The organism is Micromonospora sp. WMMD967, assembly GCF_029626165.1.
In the GTDB taxonomy this organism is placed as follows: Bacteria; Actinomycetota; Actinomycetes; order Mycobacteriales; family Micromonosporaceae; genus Micromonospora; species Micromonospora taraxaci.
Window position 1 is genome coordinate 2916515 of record NZ_JARUBK010000001.1, and the last position, 14795, is coordinate 2931309.

Annotated in this window: 11 protein-coding genes and 5 tRNA genes; 7 read left to right on the forward strand and 9 right to left on the reverse strand. The window is 74.2% G+C overall.

Annotation, left to right across the window (positions count from 1 at the left end; all coding sequences use genetic code 11):
• Positions 1-386 precede the first annotated feature (386 nt).
• From O7631_RS13680 to O7631_RS13690, 3 genes are all read left to right on the forward strand, one after another.
• A tRNA-Gly gene (locus tag O7631_RS13680) sits at positions 387-459 on the forward strand.
• A 34-nt stretch (positions 460-493) separates the two neighbouring features.
• Positions 494-564, forward strand: a tRNA-Cys gene (locus O7631_RS13685).
• Between the two features lie 13 nt (positions 565-577).
• Positions 578-652: transfer RNA gene (locus O7631_RS13690), tRNA-Val, on the forward strand.
• 62 nt (positions 653-714) lie between these two features.
• Here O7631_RS13690 and O7631_RS13695 read toward each other — a convergent pair.
• From O7631_RS13695 to O7631_RS13705, 3 genes are all read right to left on the reverse strand, one after another.
• Positions 715-1221 (reverse strand): winged helix-turn-helix domain-containing protein, encoded by a 507-nt coding sequence (locus tag O7631_RS13695; protein ID WP_278147930.1) that lies wholly within the window; start codon positions 1219-1221, stop codon positions 715-717.
• Between the two features lie 177 nt (positions 1222-1398).
• Positions 1399-2133, reverse strand: coding sequence for a GNAT family N-acetyltransferase (locus O7631_RS13700; RefSeq protein ID WP_278144560.1), 735 nt, complete (start codon positions 2131-2133; stop codon positions 1399-1401).
• Between the two features lie 58 nt (positions 2134-2191).
• Positions 2192-3172: a DUF5937 family protein gene (locus tag O7631_RS13705; protein ID WP_278144561.1), complete on the reverse strand. Its 981-nt coding sequence runs from the start codon at positions 3170-3172 to the stop codon at positions 2192-2194.
• A 70-nt stretch (positions 3173-3242) separates the two neighbouring features.
• Between O7631_RS13705 and O7631_RS13710 the strand changes: the two genes are divergently transcribed.
• Complete coding sequence (locus tag O7631_RS13710) at positions 3243-4058, forward strand: isocitrate lyase/phosphoenolpyruvate mutase family protein (RefSeq protein ID WP_278144562.1); 816 nt, start codon at positions 3243-3245, stop codon at positions 4056-4058.
• Positions 4059-4169: 111 nt separating this feature from the next.
• On the opposite strand, the gene O7631_RS13715 is transcribed toward O7631_RS13710, so the two are convergent.
• The gene (locus O7631_RS13715) at positions 4170-4412 is read right to left on the reverse strand and encodes a DUF6458 family protein (RefSeq protein WP_088990783.1); all 243 of its coding nucleotides are present in this window, start codon (positions 4410-4412) and stop codon (positions 4170-4172) included.
• 148 nt (positions 4413-4560) lie between these two features.
• Here O7631_RS13715 and O7631_RS13720 point away from each other — a divergent pair.
• Positions 4561-4633, forward strand: a tRNA-Gly gene (locus O7631_RS13720).
• A 48-nt stretch (positions 4634-4681) separates the two neighbouring features.
• Positions 4682-4756: transfer RNA gene (locus O7631_RS13725), tRNA-Val, on the forward strand.
• Positions 4757-4823: 67 nt separating this feature from the next.
• Here the strand turns inward: O7631_RS13725 and O7631_RS13730 are convergent.
• The 4 genes from O7631_RS13730 to O7631_RS13745 are packed head-to-tail and all read right to left on the reverse strand — an operon-like array spanning position 4824 to position 12424.
• Complete coding sequence (locus tag O7631_RS13730; protein WP_278144563.1) at positions 4824-7598, reverse strand: FtsX-like permease family protein; 2775 nt, start codon at positions 7596-7598, stop codon at positions 4824-4826.
• Positions 7595-10765, reverse strand: a complete 3171-nt coding sequence (locus O7631_RS13735) for a permease (protein WP_278144564.1) — start codon at positions 10763-10765, stop codon at positions 7595-7597. The genes O7631_RS13730 and O7631_RS13735 overlap by 4 nt, the downstream gene beginning before the upstream one ends.
• Before the next feature lie 7 nt (positions 10766-10772).
• Positions 10773-11495, reverse strand: coding sequence for an ABC transporter ATP-binding protein (locus tag O7631_RS13740; RefSeq protein WP_278144565.1), 723 nt, complete (start codon positions 11493-11495; stop codon positions 10773-10775).
• A complete protein-coding gene (locus tag O7631_RS13745; RefSeq protein WP_278144566.1) occupies positions 11492-12424 on the reverse strand; it encodes an ABC transporter ATP-binding protein in 933 nt (310 codons plus the stop codon). Before O7631_RS13745 ends, O7631_RS13740 begins: the two co-directional genes overlap by 4 nt.
• A 228-nt stretch (positions 12425-12652) precedes the next feature.
• Between O7631_RS13745 and O7631_RS13750 the strand changes: the two genes are divergently transcribed.
• Positions 12653-13645 carry an NAD-dependent epimerase/dehydratase family protein gene (locus O7631_RS13750; protein WP_278144567.1) on the forward strand — a complete coding sequence of 331 codons (993 nt, stop codon included), beginning with the start codon at positions 12653-12655 and terminating at the stop codon, positions 13643-13645.
• Positions 13646-13656: 11 nt separating this feature from the next.
• Here O7631_RS13750 and O7631_RS13755 read toward each other — a convergent pair whose 3' ends face one another.
• Positions 13657-14631, reverse strand: coding sequence for a nitroreductase (locus tag O7631_RS13755; protein ID WP_278144568.1), 975 nt, complete (start codon positions 14629-14631; stop codon positions 13657-13659).
• Positions 14632-14795: the final 164 nt, after the last annotated feature.

The following is a 14795-nucleotide window of genomic DNA, read 5'->3' on the forward strand; positions in this document are numbered from 1 at the left end:
ACCGTTACCGTAGCCCATCCGAGTGAACACGAACAGTTACGGCCGCCTGCTGAGCGGCGCTCGGTCAGTCGGAAGCCGGACACTTCCCCGGGGTGCCGTCGATCGTTCTGTGGGGGGAGCATTCACCGAGGTCTGCCGCCAGAAAGCGGCGTGTGGGCGTCCGCCGGTCGAGCTGCGACACGGTGATGACGATCGTTGCCTGGTGGTGTCGGAGCGTGACTGCCACCAGCGCGTCGAGGCGCCAGACCATCCTCCTAGGAAGCCTGCGGGGGATGGTGGTGATCTCGTCCACGAAGGGCCAGACGCGCCGAGACGACCCCGAGTTGGCAGTCGTTCGCCGGCTCGGCTAAAGTTCTCATCCGTCACCCGGGAACGTCCGGGGGCGTGCGGACGTAGCGCAGCTGGTAGCGCATCACCTTGCCAAGGTGAGGGTCGCGGGTTCGAATCCCGTCGTCCGCTCGGAGCTGCCGCCACGCATGACGGGGGCAACCTCGGTGGGGTGGCCGAGAGGCGAGGCAACGGCCTGCAAAGCCGTGTACGCGGGTTCAAATCCCGTCCCCACCTCGGCAACAAGCACGGGCGATTGGCGCAGTGGGAGCGCGCTTCCTTGACACGGAAGAGGTCACTGGTTCAAACCCAGTATCGCCCACCACAGAAAACGGCTCGTCACTGGAACACCCGGTGACGAGCCGTTTCGCATGTGGCGTCGGCAGATCAGTCCACGCTGAGCCGGTAGCCGATTCCGCGTACGGTCTGCACGCCCACTGTGGCGCCGGCGGTGCGCAGCTTGCGTCGCAACCGCTTGACGGCCGAGTGCAGGACCGACGAGTCGCCGAGATAGGCGCACCCCCAGACCGACTCGAAGAGCCTCTCGTACGTCCAGACTCCGACCGGCGCGGTGGCGAGTTGGGTGAGCAGGCGGTGTTCGAGCCGGGTCAGGGCCAGCGGCTGCCCCTGCCACGTAACCAGGTGGTCGAGGGGGTCGATCTCCAGGTCGCCGAGGGTGATCCGGCCGGAGGTGGGGGTCGGGGCCGTTGCGGGAGCGGAGACGTCGGCCGGAGGGGTGGCGGCGACGGTGGGTGCGGTCGCCGGGCCGACGACCGGGGCCGGTCCGCCGATCGCGGGCGGACCGATCATCGCCTGCAACGCGGCGAGGTCGGTGCAGATCACCAGGGTGCCGAGCCCGTCCAGCCGTCGCACCATCCGTTCGCGTACCGACACGTCGGCCGTCACGCAGAACACGAGGGACACGCCATCGATCACTGTTGTACCTCCCCAGGTGCCAGTGAAAGACAACGCTGTCTGAACCCCATAGTCAATGGTTTCCGGCAGGTAGTCATCGTGATCGACTTGGATCCGTCGACGTCGGGCCTTCCCGGCGCGGTCGGCGCGTACGGCTCAGAACGTCAACACGCGGAACTCGCCCACCGGCCGGAAACCGAGGCGGCGGTAGACCGACTCGCCGATCGGCGAGGAGGTGAGCGCGGCGGTGCGGGCACCCCGCTCGCCGGCCAGGCGCAGCGCCGCCCTGGTCATCGCCGCGCCGATACCCCGGCGCCGTTGCTCGGGCTGCGTACCCACGAAGTAGAGCGTGACCAGGCCGTGGCTGAGCCAGGCGACGGCCGTGCCGACGACCCGGCCGTCGTCCAGCCGGCCGGCCAGTCTGATCACCGTGCCGTCACCGGAGAACGCCTTCTCCCGCTCGATCGTCGCCGCCACGCCGTCCGCCGGGATTCCCGACACCCGGGCGTAGGCCCCGACGAACGAGGCCAGGTCGGTGGTCTCGGTGATGTGCAGGCCGGCGGGAGCCGGACCCTCCGCCGCCTCGTCGATCACCGCGGTCATGATCGGCAGGCGGGCGAACTCGACAGCCCCGAGGGAGACCAGGCCGTCGGCCGTGCCGGGGTCGCTGTCCGGGCCGACCCACCACACCCGGGGTACGCCGTGCAGGCGCTGCCGGGCCTCCAGGAGCGCGTCCTGCGGTGTGCGCCCGGTCACGCGCAGCACGCCGTTGAGGGTCGGGTGCGGTACGTCGCTGCGGTAGGTCGTCAGGTCCGGACCTCCGACCGGGCCGATGTTCCAACCGAGCAGGTACGCCCGGTGCGCGGCCAGCACCGTGTCCAGGGACTCCATGATCTGGATCGTAACGCGGTGCCGGACACCGCCCGACCAGCCAAAACGGCGGTGAGCGTCATCCGGTCGCGGAGAGCAGCGCCTCGGCGAGGTCGGTGCGGGCGCTGAGCAACGTGCGGCCCTGCCGGTGGGTCACCACCAGGCCGGCCGCGCGTAGTGCGGTGAGGTGTTGGGAGACCCCGGCGGGCGACATCTCGCTGCGCCGGGCCAGCTCGGTGGTGCTGACCGGCGAGGTCAGCTCGGTGAGCAGCCGGGCCCGCCCGCGACCGAGCACGGCGGCCAACGCCTCCGGTACGCCGCTCGGGCGTTCCCAGAGGGTGCCGAGCCCACGGGCGGGATAGGCGAGCTGTGGCGCGTCCCCGGCGGACACGCTCAGCACCGACGGCCACACGAAGACGGACGGGATCAGCACGAGGCCCGGGCCGTCCGTGACGTCCGGCGCCAGGCAGTGCCGCTGCGCGACGAGCAGGGTGTCGTCCTCCCACCGGACCTGCCGGTGCAGGTCGTTGAGGAGTACCGCCGCGCCGTCCTCGGCGAGGATGCGGGCGCGGGCGGTGACGTCCGCGTCGAGCAGCAGCCGCAGCCGGGACCAGTGCGGGGCCAGCGCGAGCCGCCAGTATGCCTCGATCTCGTCGGTCAGTCGGCGTAGCCCGCTCGGCGGGTCGGCGTGCAGGGCGGCGAGCGCCGGTGTGCGTTCTCCCGGGTACAGGTCCAGGTGCGCGCGGACCGTGGCGGCCGGTGTGGCGCGCAGCGCGGCCAGTTCGGCGGCCAGGTCGGGGGTGAGGCCGGTGGGCGGCGGGGTGAGGAAGTCGGCCAGGTAGCCGGGCGGGGCCGGCACGAGCTGCCACAGCAACCCGCCGTCCGGGCCGGCCAACCCGGCGTCGACAAGTGGCTGACGGACCCGGCGCACCCAGGGCAGGTGCACGGCGTGGTCCCCGGGGTCGCGCAGCACCCGGACGCTCGCGACGACCTCCCACAGGCAGGAGACGGCGAACCGGATGCGGGCGACCGCGCCCGCCGACAGGCTGATGGCGACCACGGCACCCCCGGTGGATTCAGCTGGGACTGAAACAATATCGCCGCGCCCGCGCGCGCCCGACACTTGCCGGGTGAGCGAACACCACACCCGAGCTGAACTGTTCCGATCCCTGCACACCCCCGGGTCGCCGCTGGTCCTGGTCAACGCCTGGGACGCCGCGAGCGCCCGCATCGTGGCGGCTGCCGGCGCCCGCGCGGTGGCCACCACCAGCGCCGGCGTCGCCTGGAGCCTCGGCGCGTCGGACGGCGACGTCCTCGGCCGCGACGCGGCAGTCGGCCTGGTCGGCCGGATCGCCGCCGCCGTGTCGCTGCCGGTCACCGCGGACATCGAGTCCGGGTACGGGACGACGCCGGCTGAGGTCGGCGCGACCACCCGCGCGGTGCTGGACGCCGGCGCCGTCGGGGTGAACGTCGAGGACGCCCGTCACGACGACGGCGGGCCGTTGCGGGACGTGTCCGACCAGTGCGCGCGGATCGGCGCGGTGCGGGCGGCGGCCGACGCGGCGGGCCTGCCGCTCTACGTCAACGCCCGGATCGACACGTTCCTCACCGGGGCGGGAGGCCTCGACGAGACGGTCGCCCGGGCCGTGGCCTACCTCGCGGCCGGCGCGGACGGCATCTTCGTACCGGGCATGGTCGACCCGGTGACCGTCCGCGCGCTGGTGGAGGCGGTGCCGGCGCCGCTGAACGTGCTCGCCGGACCGGGCGCGCCGTCGGTCGGGGAGTTGGCCGGCCTGGGGGTGGCCCGGGTGAGCCTCGGCTCGGCGGTCGCGGAGGCCGCGTACACGGTTGCCCGCCGGGCGGCGGACGAGGCGCTGGGCGCGGGCACCTACGGCGCGTTGGCGGATGCCCTCGACTACGGCACGCTCAACGCTCTGATGCGCTGAGCGAGCGCGCATTTCCCCCGCCCGAGCGTGACGGACCGGCCGCCCTCGTCGAGGTGGCCGGTCCGTGATCGCCTGACCTGCCGGCTGCGCCGGCGACGAGAAGTCGTCCTGTCACATCGGCGGGGCGATGTCCCGCCGCTCCTCGACGTGGCGGTACTCCACCGGCTGCTCGGTGGTCGTGACCACCTGGCGACGCCGACCCCAGATCATCGTGGTCATGATCAGGCCGAGCACGCCGGCGCCCATCAGGATCCAACCGACCACGTCGAGGTTGATGCCGCCGACGCTCGCGTCCAGCGCGAAAGTGAGGATCGCGCCGAGCGCGATCAGGAAGATGCTGGTGCCGATACCCACGACAGCCTCCTTAAGGGGGTGTGGTGCGCTGTCGAGTCCCTCAGTACCCCGGTGGCGACCAGCGCAATCGCTGACCGTCCAGGGTGCCGCGCCAAGCGATCTTGGCATCGGGTAGAGTTCACCTGTCGCCGACGCGAGTCGGGGACGTGCGGACGTAGCGCAGCTGGTAGCGCATCACCTTGCCAAGGTGAGGGTCGCGGGTTCGAATCCCGTCGTCCGCTCGCGATCTGCCCCACCGGGGCCTGACTGCCGGGTTCGGCGGTCGCCACGGGCGATTGGCGCAGTGGGAGCGCGCTTCCTTGACACGGAAGAGGTCACTGGTTCAAACCCAGTATCGCCCACCATCCATACGCGGATCAGCTGGCCCGTTACCGGACATCCGGTAACGGGCCTCGCCGTTGCGGCGGCCTGTCACTCACCGGCGCGGAGCACCTCGCTCAGCCGGTCGCGTCGCCGCAGCGCCGACTCGACAGGCACGACGGTGGTGGCCGCTACCAGCAGCACCGCGCTCACCAGGGCGAGCAGCCACCACGGCAGGACCGCCGCCGGGTCGGTGCCCTCGCCGGTGAGCAGCCGCAGGTCGAGCGGGCCGAGCGTCAGGTGGGCGAGCAGGGCCGCGAGCAGCGGACCGCAGACCGCGGCGACCACGACCGGTGGCAGCACCTCTCCGGCGGCGACCCAACGGGCGTCGCGTGGTCGCAGGCCGAGGGTCCGCAGGCGGGTCAGTGTCTGCCACCGTTGCGCCGCGCCGGCGGCGGCGGCGAGCGTGAGGCCGAGCAGCCCCAGAGCCAGCAGCACCACGGCGGCCGTCCACGCCAGCCGGAGGAGCCCTGCGGTCAGCGGAGCCACTCGCTGCGCCCGCAGGACGTCCGCGCGCAGCACGACATCGGCGGCGACGCCGCTGTTCGACACGGCCTGCGCCGCGCCGGGACCGGTCACCCAGACGGTGTTCGGGACGGCGGGCAGCCCGGCGTCGGCGAGGGCCGCGGCGTCCACGATGACGACGTCGGCGACGCCGCCGACGGAGGGAGCGGTGCCGACCGCGGTGAGACGGATCGCCGGTGCGCGGTCGCGGGGTAGCTGCAGCCGCGTGCCGGTCCGCAGAGCGCCGTCGCCCGATCGGACCAGCGCCGGGACGTCCCCGGGCCCGGGACCGGGTGCGGTGAGCCGGGCCAGCGCCGGCGCGTCCGGCAGCGGAGTGGTGGCCAGCAGGCGCTGGAACGCGGCGGTGTCCACGATGACCAGTCGTGGGGTGAGCAGTGTCGATTCGCTGAAGAGGCGCGCGGAATCGGTCACCTGCGCGACGACGACCTGCTCCACCCCGGGTGCGGCGGCGACGCCCTCGGCCAGCGCGGGCGTGGCGGCCGCGGCGTCGGCACCGACGTCGAGGCGGGCGTCGGCACCGACGGTGCTCCACGCGCCGTCGCCCAGACCCCGGGTGACGGTGGTGCCGAGGATGAGCGCGAACGACGCGAGCGCCGTGGTGCTGACCAGCACGAGCAGCGGCAGCGCGCGTCCGGCCGTCGTGGCCGCCTGGGCGGCGCCGAACACGGCCAGCGGGCGACGCGAGCGCAGGGCCTGGCGGAGCGTGAACCGCGCCGCGAGGGGCAGCAGCCGGAGCAGGACGAGCGCGCCGACGAGCGCGCCCAGGGCGAGGGCGCTGATCGGCAGGATCAGGTCGCCGGTCAGCTCACCGGTGTCGTCGTCGGAGGCGACGGGCAGAAGCCCGCGTTGGTGCAGTGTGACGAAGGCGGCGACCGCGACGATCAGGACAGCGGCTTCCACGGCGGCGCGGCGCAGTTGGCCGGTGACCCGGATCCAGCGCCGAGCGGCCGGGTTGGCGGGCTGACGTCGGTCGCGGCTGGCGCGGGCGGCGGCGAGGGTGCCGAACGCCGGCCCGGCGACGGTACCCGCCAGGAGCACGGGCACGGCCCAGGCCCAGGAGACGCCCGGTACGACCGCGCGGGCGAGCGCGAGCCCGACGGCGGTGGCCGACAGGGACACCACTGTGGACTCGACGACCAGTTCCGCGCCGAGGTCGGGTAGTGCCGCCCCACGCTGCCGGGCGACGCTCAGTGCCGGGGTACGGCGGCGGACCAGCAGATCGGCGGCGAGCAGCAGGACCAGTACCGTGGCGGACAGCACCCCGGCGAGCAGGACGGCGGCCTGTGCGAAGGCGGCGCTGATCTGCGTACGGGCGTCGCGCAGGGCCGTCTCCAGCTGCGACTCCCACCTCAGGGACTGGTCGCGGTCGCTCGATGCGCCGGAGGTGGCCTTCAGCGTGACCACCTGACTGGCGAGCGCGGCGGTGGTGTCCCAGGTCAGCGCGTCGGGAACGGGTGCGAAGTGGATGGTGCGCCGCAGTTGGTCCTCGTTCACGGCGAGCCGGGCGTCGGGTAGCGACTCGCGGGACAGCAGGCCGCCGAAGCGGGTGATCCCCACGCCGTCGACGCCGGGCGCCGGGCGCAGGAGCGCCGGGGCAAGTCGCCAGGCCGGGTCGTCGCTGTCCGCGGGTCGGTAGATCCCGCTGATCCGGACGTCCTTCTCACGGCCCTGGCTGTCCTTGACCGGGATTCGATCGCCGGGACCGAGGTCGAGTGCGGTGGCGTCCGCCTCGGAGAGACCCACCTGCACCGGCCAGGGCGGCCCGTCGTAGGGGGTCTCCACGTACTCGTCGACGACGGCGGGGCCGGGCGCGCTGCCGGCGATCCAGGTCACGTCCGGGCCGTCGCGGTCACCGGCCAGGTAGGTGAACTGGAAGGTCCGCGGGGCGCTGCCCTCGGTGACGGTGAGGATCGGGCCGTTGACGACGATGACCGGTGGGAGCAGCGCGGCGTCCAGGTCGGGCCCGAGCGCGGACGTCACCCGGGCGCGGAAGTCGTCGACGTCGTCGGCGAGGCGGGGCATCCGGACCCGTCCGCCGGTCGGCCCGTCGTCGCGTTCCCACTCGGCGTGCGCGAGGACGTTCGCGGCGGGGCCGGCGCGGCGGACCGTGTCCCGCACGGCGTCGTCGGCGGCGGCGCGGAGCAACGCCGGTGCCGCCCCGGCGAGCAGCGCGACGGTCGCGATGACGGCGGCGGTGAGCAGCAGCGGTCCGGCGTCGGTGCGGGCACGGCCACGGATGCTGGGCCAGTGCAGCGCCGGCAATCGGCGGATCAGCCGCCGGCGGGTCAGCCACCGGTTCACGGCGCCACCCGCAGGTGTGCGGCGTCGGCCCGGCGGACCTGGACGGTGACCACGACGGCGACCGCCAGCATGCATCCGGCCAGCAGCACGGCGAGCAGCGCGGCCTCGGCCGGCCACGGCCACTGCGGTTGGGCGGCCGGGACGGGCGCGGCGCCGGTGTCGGAGCGAACGAGCAGGGGGGCGACGACGCCGGTGGCGAGCGCGCCGACGGCCGCGCCCGCCGCGAGCAGGGGCAGCAGGACGCCGGCGTGCTGGCCGAGCAGGACGGCCCGGATGCCGCGCCGGGACATTCCCAGGCCGCGCAGCCGCGCCACCTCGACGGCGCGGACCTGTAGGTCACAGGTGACGTGCAGGACGACGCCGGCGAGCAGCAGCAGGGCCGCGGCCGGGACGATGAGCCGCAGCGCTGCCGGCAACCCGGCCTGGAGCGGGCCGCCGACGAGGCGGGCGGTCTCCGCTTCGCGGGTCGCGACGGTCCCCAGGTGCAGGGCGGCGGCCCGCTCGGCGGCACCGGACCCGGCCGGGTGACCGACCCACCAGGCATCGACCGGGAACGTCAGGTCGCCGGTGACGACGCGTGCGCGGGACAGCGTGTCCAGGTCGGCCAGGACGGCGACGGCGCCGGGGGCGGACGGTACGGTCGGCACGACCTCGGCGACGACGACCGGGACGGGCGTGATGCCGATCGTGAGGCTGAGTTGGCTGCCCCGGTCGGCACCGACGTCGCTGGCAAAGCGCTCGGAGACGGCGACGGGCACCCGGCCGGGGTCCGGGAAGGCACTGGCGACGAGGGTCCGGGCGGCGTCGTCGGCACCGCCGAGGTCGACTGTCGCGGCCATCCGCAGCGTCGTTCCCGTCGGCGTGGCGGATACCAGGGCGGTCGGGTCGGTCACCTTGCCCGGGACCGGCGGCGCGGACGTGGCGGTCCAGTCCGATCCGTCGGTGGACTCCTCCGCCGCCGCTCCGGCGGGCGGCACGGTGAGCGTGACGGCTACGGCGACGCGTCCGCCGACCGGTTCGGCGGTGACCGGCAGGGCGACCGCGACGAGGCGCAGCCCGTCAGCCGTCGCGCACGCGGGCAGCCGGACCTCCCGGCCGTCGAGCGGTACGGCGGGACCGGTGCAGGAGGTGCGGAGGCCGGTGGCGTCCTGCAGCAGCAGCCGGGGCGTCACGGCGAGCGGGGCGCCGCCGGTGGTGGTTCCGCTCAGGACGAGCGGAGCGCCGGTCGGGATGGTGACGCCGGTGACCCGTGTGCGTGGGGCCAACGCGGCGCCCACGTCCGCCCAGCCGCTGTCGCTGTCCAGCCGCCCGCGCAGCAGCGCGTCGGCGCGGGTGGTGTCGACGGCGACCAGGCGCGGTGCGTTGCCGGCGGTGCCGAGCCACTGACCGACCGAGGTACCACGGTCGAGGACCGGACTCACCACCCCCGCGGTGGCCGCGCCGACGACCGCGCCGTCTCCGGCCACCGGTGTCGTGGTGAGGGTGAGGGCGAGGTCGGTGCCGACGGAGACCGCGGCCTGGTCGCGTTGCGACTGGTGCCAGGTGGTGTCGAAGGCGAGGCCGAAGGTTCCGGCCGCGCAGGCCAGCCCGACGAGCAGCCCGGCGGCGACCGCCTGGGGCCGGCGGGCGGCCTCGGCGACCGCCAGCGGAAGCGCCAGCCCACGGGCGCGGTACGCCAGCCGGTCGACGCCACGCAGGGCGGGCAACACCACCCGGAGAGCAAGGGCGGCGCCTGCGGTGAGCAGCAACGCCGGCGCGAGCACCCGCACCGCGTCGGCGTGGGGACTGGCGGCGGCGGGCTGCGCGTACAGCTGCCACCATCCGACGGCGGCGAACACCGCGAGCATCAGGTCGGCGCCGGACCGGGCCAGCAGTGCGCGGCGGGTGCGCCGGTCGCCGGCCGCCGGGACGGGCCGGATCGCCAGGACGGTGAGTACGGCGGCGAGGACCAGCGCGCCGCCGGCGACCGCGAGGACCTGGGCACCGATGACGGCCGGCCGGACGGCCAGGCCGGCGCCGTCCAACGGCGGTAGGTGGGTCAGGCCGGCGTGCAGGGCCGACGAGGCCGGTATCGCGAGCGCGGCGGCGACGGTGGCGACGAGTCCGGCCTCGAGTGTCGCGGTGGCGGCGAGCTGGCGACGACTGGTGCCCAGGGCGGACCGCAGAGCGGTCTCGTCGGCGCGGAGGCCAGCGGTCAGCCGGCCGGCGAGGACGAGCGCCGTCGCGGCCAGGACACCACCGAGGACGGCGACGGCGAGCACGACGGTGGCGGTGACACGCCGTTGGTCGTCGGCGGCCCGCAGGGTCAGCGGCAGCTCGGAGGAGACACGGGCGAGCTGGACGCGGTCGCCGAGGGTGCCGGCCAGCCGGCGGTCGGCCTTCTCGACGGCCCGGGCCACGGCCGTCAGGTCACGGCGGTTGTTGTGGGACAGGTCCGGATGGGCGGTGATTTCCATCCGGTCGACTGTCGCTCCCGTGGTGACCAGGTCGGCGAAGTCGACGAGGAACGGGCCGTAGGCGTTGACCGGCTGCATGAACCGGCCGTCCCGGTAGCCGATGGCCGAGCCGGCCGCGGCCAACGGGTCGCGGTCCCAGCCGCGGCCCGGCAGCGGGCGTACGACACCGACGACTGTCACGTCGAGGGCCGGGACGGGCGGGTGGGCCAGCTCCGCGCCGAGTCGCACCCGGCGACCGGGGGTGAGGTCGAGCAGCTGGGCCGTGGACTCCAGCAGCACCGCGTCGCCCGGCTGTCGTGGCCAGTGCCCGGTGACCAGCTCGGCTCGGGTCGGCAGGTCGTCCAGCCCGGACAGGTACGCCTGGGCGCCGACGGTGGTGCCCGGGGCGAGCGTCGGCGGTAGAGCCCGCAGCACCGTCGACGCCCGCGCGGTCGTCGTCACCGGGAACGGTTCGAGCGTGGAGGCGACGGCGGTGCGGGTGTCGGCGGCGACGGACGACACGTTCGGGCCCTCGACGGTGCCGGTGTAGACGGTCACGTCGACGGCGGCGGGGGCGGCGCGGGTCATGGCGACCTCCAACGCCCGCTCGGCGGTGCGGGTGACCAGCAGGGTGCAGGTGCCCAGCAGCGTCGCGCCGATCGTGACGACCCCGAGGAGCGCTGCCAGCAACGGCCACTGCGCGCGGGCGCGCCGGCTGACCAGCCTCAGCATCGTCGTGTCACCTGACGTCCGGCACGGGCTGGTACGGCTGCCCGGCGGCCTGTTCGTCGAGGTGCCCGTCGTGGATGCGGATCACCCGGTCGGCCAGGGCCATCATCACCGCGTCGTGCGTCGACACCAGGACGGTGACGCCCTCGGACTCCACGATGCCGCGCAGCAGGGCCATCACCGACAGGCCCGTCTCGGCGTCGAGTTGCCCGGTGGGCTCGTCGGCGAGCAGGAGGCGGGGCGAGGCGGCCAGCGCGCGGGCGATCGCCACCCGCTGCTGCTGGCCGCCGGACAGCTCGGCCGGACGCTGCGCGGCGTGGTCGGCCAGGCCGACAAGCTCCAGCAGCAACGCGACCCGCCGCTCGCGATCGGCTGGGGCGACGCGGGCCAGCCGCAGCGGGGCGGCGACGTTCTCCGCCGCCGACAGCACCGGGATCAACCCGAAGCTCTGGAAGACGTACGACAGCTTCTCGCGCCGCAGCCGGGACAGGCCGTCCTCGTCGAGCGCGGTGACGTCGGTGTCGTTGACGTGCACGGTGCCGGCGTCCGGGCGGTCCAGGCCGCCGATGACGTTGAGCAGGGTGGTCTTGCCCGAGCCGGACCGGCCGACGAGCGCCACCATGGAACCGGCGGCCACGTCGAACGACACACCGCGCAGGGCGTGTACGACGGTCGGCCCGGTCTGGAAGCGCCGGTGTACGCCGCGCACGCTCAGCAGCGGCTCGCTGCTCATTCGCCGCCTCCCGAGTCGGGGCGGATCGTGATGTGGTCGGGTTCCAGGGCCAGCCGGACCCGTCGGGTCAGCGCCAGCGCTTGGCGGAACTCGCGGGGCACCTGAACCCGTCCGGCCCGGTCCATCACGGCGTACTCCTCGGCGATCGTGTGTTCGTCGCCCGCCGCGTCGGTGGTGGTGCGGCGCAGCACCTCGCTGCTGGTGCGCCCGTCCCGGATCGCGACGGTCCGTTCGACCTGGCCGCTGACCTCCGGGTCGTGGGTCACCACGACGACGGTGACGCCGTAGCGCCGGTTGACGTCCCGTAGCACGCCGAAGACCTCCGCTGACGTGGCGGCGTCCAGTTCGCCGGTCGGCTCGTCGGCGAGCAGGACCTGCGGCTGGTTGGCCAGCGCCACAGCTATCGCGACCCGCATCTGCTGGCCGCCGGAGAGCTGGCCGGGACGCCGATCGGCGCAGTCGGCGACACCGAGGCTGTCCAGCAGGTCGGCCGCGCGTGCCCGGCGCTCGTCCTTCGCGGTGCGCGCCGCCGCCATCGGCAGGTCCACCATCTCCCGTGCGGTCAGGTAGGGGATCAGGTTGCTCGCGGTCTGCTGCCGTACGAACCCGACGGTGTGCCGCCGGTAGTCGACCCGGTCCGCGCGGGACATCGCCAGCAGATTCCACCTGCCGACCCGGACCCGCCCGGCGGTGGGGGCGTCGATGCCGGCCAGGATGGACAGCAGCGTCGACTTGCCAGACCCGGAGGCACCGACGACGGCGACCAGCTCACCGCTCTCCACGGCCAGGTCCAGTCCCTGCAGTGCCTGCACCTCGATCGAACCGGTCTGGTAGATCCGCACCAGGTTCTCGCAGACGATGAGCGCGTCGCGGCCGAACTCGGGTGCCCGCGCGGATGGCTGTGGCAGGGACAGCGGTGTGCTGGACATGCCCTTCTCCGTCCTCGTGCCGACGTCGAGCCACCGCATGCGTCAAGCGCCTCGATTGCCCGTGCTGACGCAGATTGAAGCAGCTTCGCAATCGGCGACTTCGTTGACCATGCCCCCGGGCGGCTTTTCCTGCATCCTGGGCGGAGGCCCGCGGTTTCTGCCACGGGCAGATCCGCTACCGGTGAAACGGGGTGCCGCCCGCCGACCCGTGCCGGCAGGGTGGCCTGCATGAGACTGCTGGTGCTGGGCGGAACGGGCTTTGTCGGCGGCGCGACGGTCACCGAGGGCGTACGCCGTGGTTGGTCGGTGACGGTGTTCAACCGAGGGCTGCACGGGGTGGTGCCTCCTGGCGTACACCGGTTGCGGGGTGACCGCACCGCGCCGGACGGCCTGGCGGCGCTGGCCGGCGGTGACTGGGACCTGGTGGTGGACACCTGGGACGGTGCGCCGCGTGCCGCCCTCGACGCCGCCCGTGCCCTCACCGATTCGGTGGGCCACTACGTGTACGTGTCCAGCGGTTCGGTCTACCGCGACCCGTCGGCGCACGGGCTCGACGAGGACTCCCCGGTGGTGGACGCCGACGCGGACTCTGTCGACGGCGACTATCCGCAGCTCAAGGCCGGTGCCGAACGTGCCGTACGGGAGGTGTTCGGCCACCGCGCGCTCATCGCTCGGGCCGGGCTGATCCTCGGCCCGGGAGAGGACGTCGGTCGGCTGCCCTGGTGGTTGCGGCGGATCGAGCGGGGCGGCGACGTGCTCGCCCCCGGGCCGGCCGACCTGCCGGTGCAGTACATCGACGTACGCGATCTGGCGGTGTGGATGCTCGACGCGGGCGCCCGGCGACTGGGCGGCACATTCAACGCGATCGGTCGTCCCGCTCAGACCACTATGGGCGAGCTGCTCGGCGCGTGTGTGGCCGCCACCGGTGCCGACGCCCGGCTGTGCTGGACCGATCCGGCGCCGATTCTCGCCGCCGGTGTGGAGCCCTGGAGTGACCTGCCGATCTGGATGCCGATCGGCCACCCGTACCGGGGGTTGTTGGAGCGGGACGTCACTCGTGCCTTCGCCGCCGGGTTGACCTGCCGGCCGCTGGCCGAGACCGTCGTCGACACGTGGCGGTGGCTACGCGAGGTCGGTGACGTTCCGTCGCGCGCCGGGCGACCGCTGCACAGCTCGATCGGGCTGGACCCGACCCGGGAGGCCGCGGTGCTCGCCACCTGACTGTTCGCCGTTCAGGCCGGCACCACCGGCAGGTCCAGCACCTCGTCGACGCTGCGTCGGGGGGTCGGTCGGCCCGGTTGGCCGTACCCGATCCGCAGCACCATCTGTGGCGTGCCGAACCGCCCCAACGACAGCCGCAGCTGCTCCCGCGCCGTCGGCACCTCGATCGGTTGGGAGAGCATCGACACGCTGAGCCCGGCGTCGGTGGCGACAAGCAGCAACCGTTGCAGGGCCTGGCCGGCGATCACCTGGTCCACCGCCGTGTTGCCGAACGAGCCGAGCACACCGACGAGGGGCTCCGGCTCGAAGTCCCGCCCCGGGGCTCGGTCGCGCCCACCGAAGCCGCGCGCCGGTAGGACGTCCTGCGGCTCACCCTGCGGACCCCCGGCCGAGGCGGGTACGCCGTCCGGCGCCGGCTCCCGACGCGACCACCGCTCGCTCTCCGCCCGGTACGCCGGGTCCCGCTCCAGCACCCGGTGTGCGCTACGGGCGATCTCGCCGATCGCGGAGACCGCGCTCACCCCGATCAGCAACTCCAACCAGCACTGCTCGGCACGAGCCGCCTCGCCGAGGCGCCACCGGACGTCGGCCGGCACCCGGTCCGGCCAGAACGGCAGCCGGTTGCTGAACCGGCGGGGGATGGCCGCGTACAGGCTCTGCTCGGCGGGGGAGGGGCGGCGCGGGGCATCCGGCACCAGCCGGGCCAGCAGGTCCGGTTCGGCCGGGTCGGGGCGCAGGCGTACCCGCGCCGGGTTTCCGGCCACGGCCAGCGCCAGCCGCAGGTTGAACAGCGCCGCTCCGCAGGCGAGCCGGACACCCCAGCCGCTCGGGTCGGTCGCCGGCAGCCGGCGGGTCGGGTCGGCGAGCACCTCGATGCCGCCGTCGCGCAGCCGCAGCCGCCACGGCTGGGTGTTGTGCAACGACGGTGCCCGGACCGCGTCCACGGCGGCGGCCCGTAGCTGGGCTTCGGTGTAGCCGATGTCCATGGCGGTGCTCCTCTCCCGGCGCGTCGGCGGCTGACGGTGCCGCTGCGGCTGGCGTACCTCCACGGTGCGCCGTCGGGTCGGCCGGTGAGCAGGGCTGGACGTCCCGACCGGTCGGGCCGGATCGCCCCCGAACGTCGGCTCGACCCGGTCGGGACCTTCGGCCC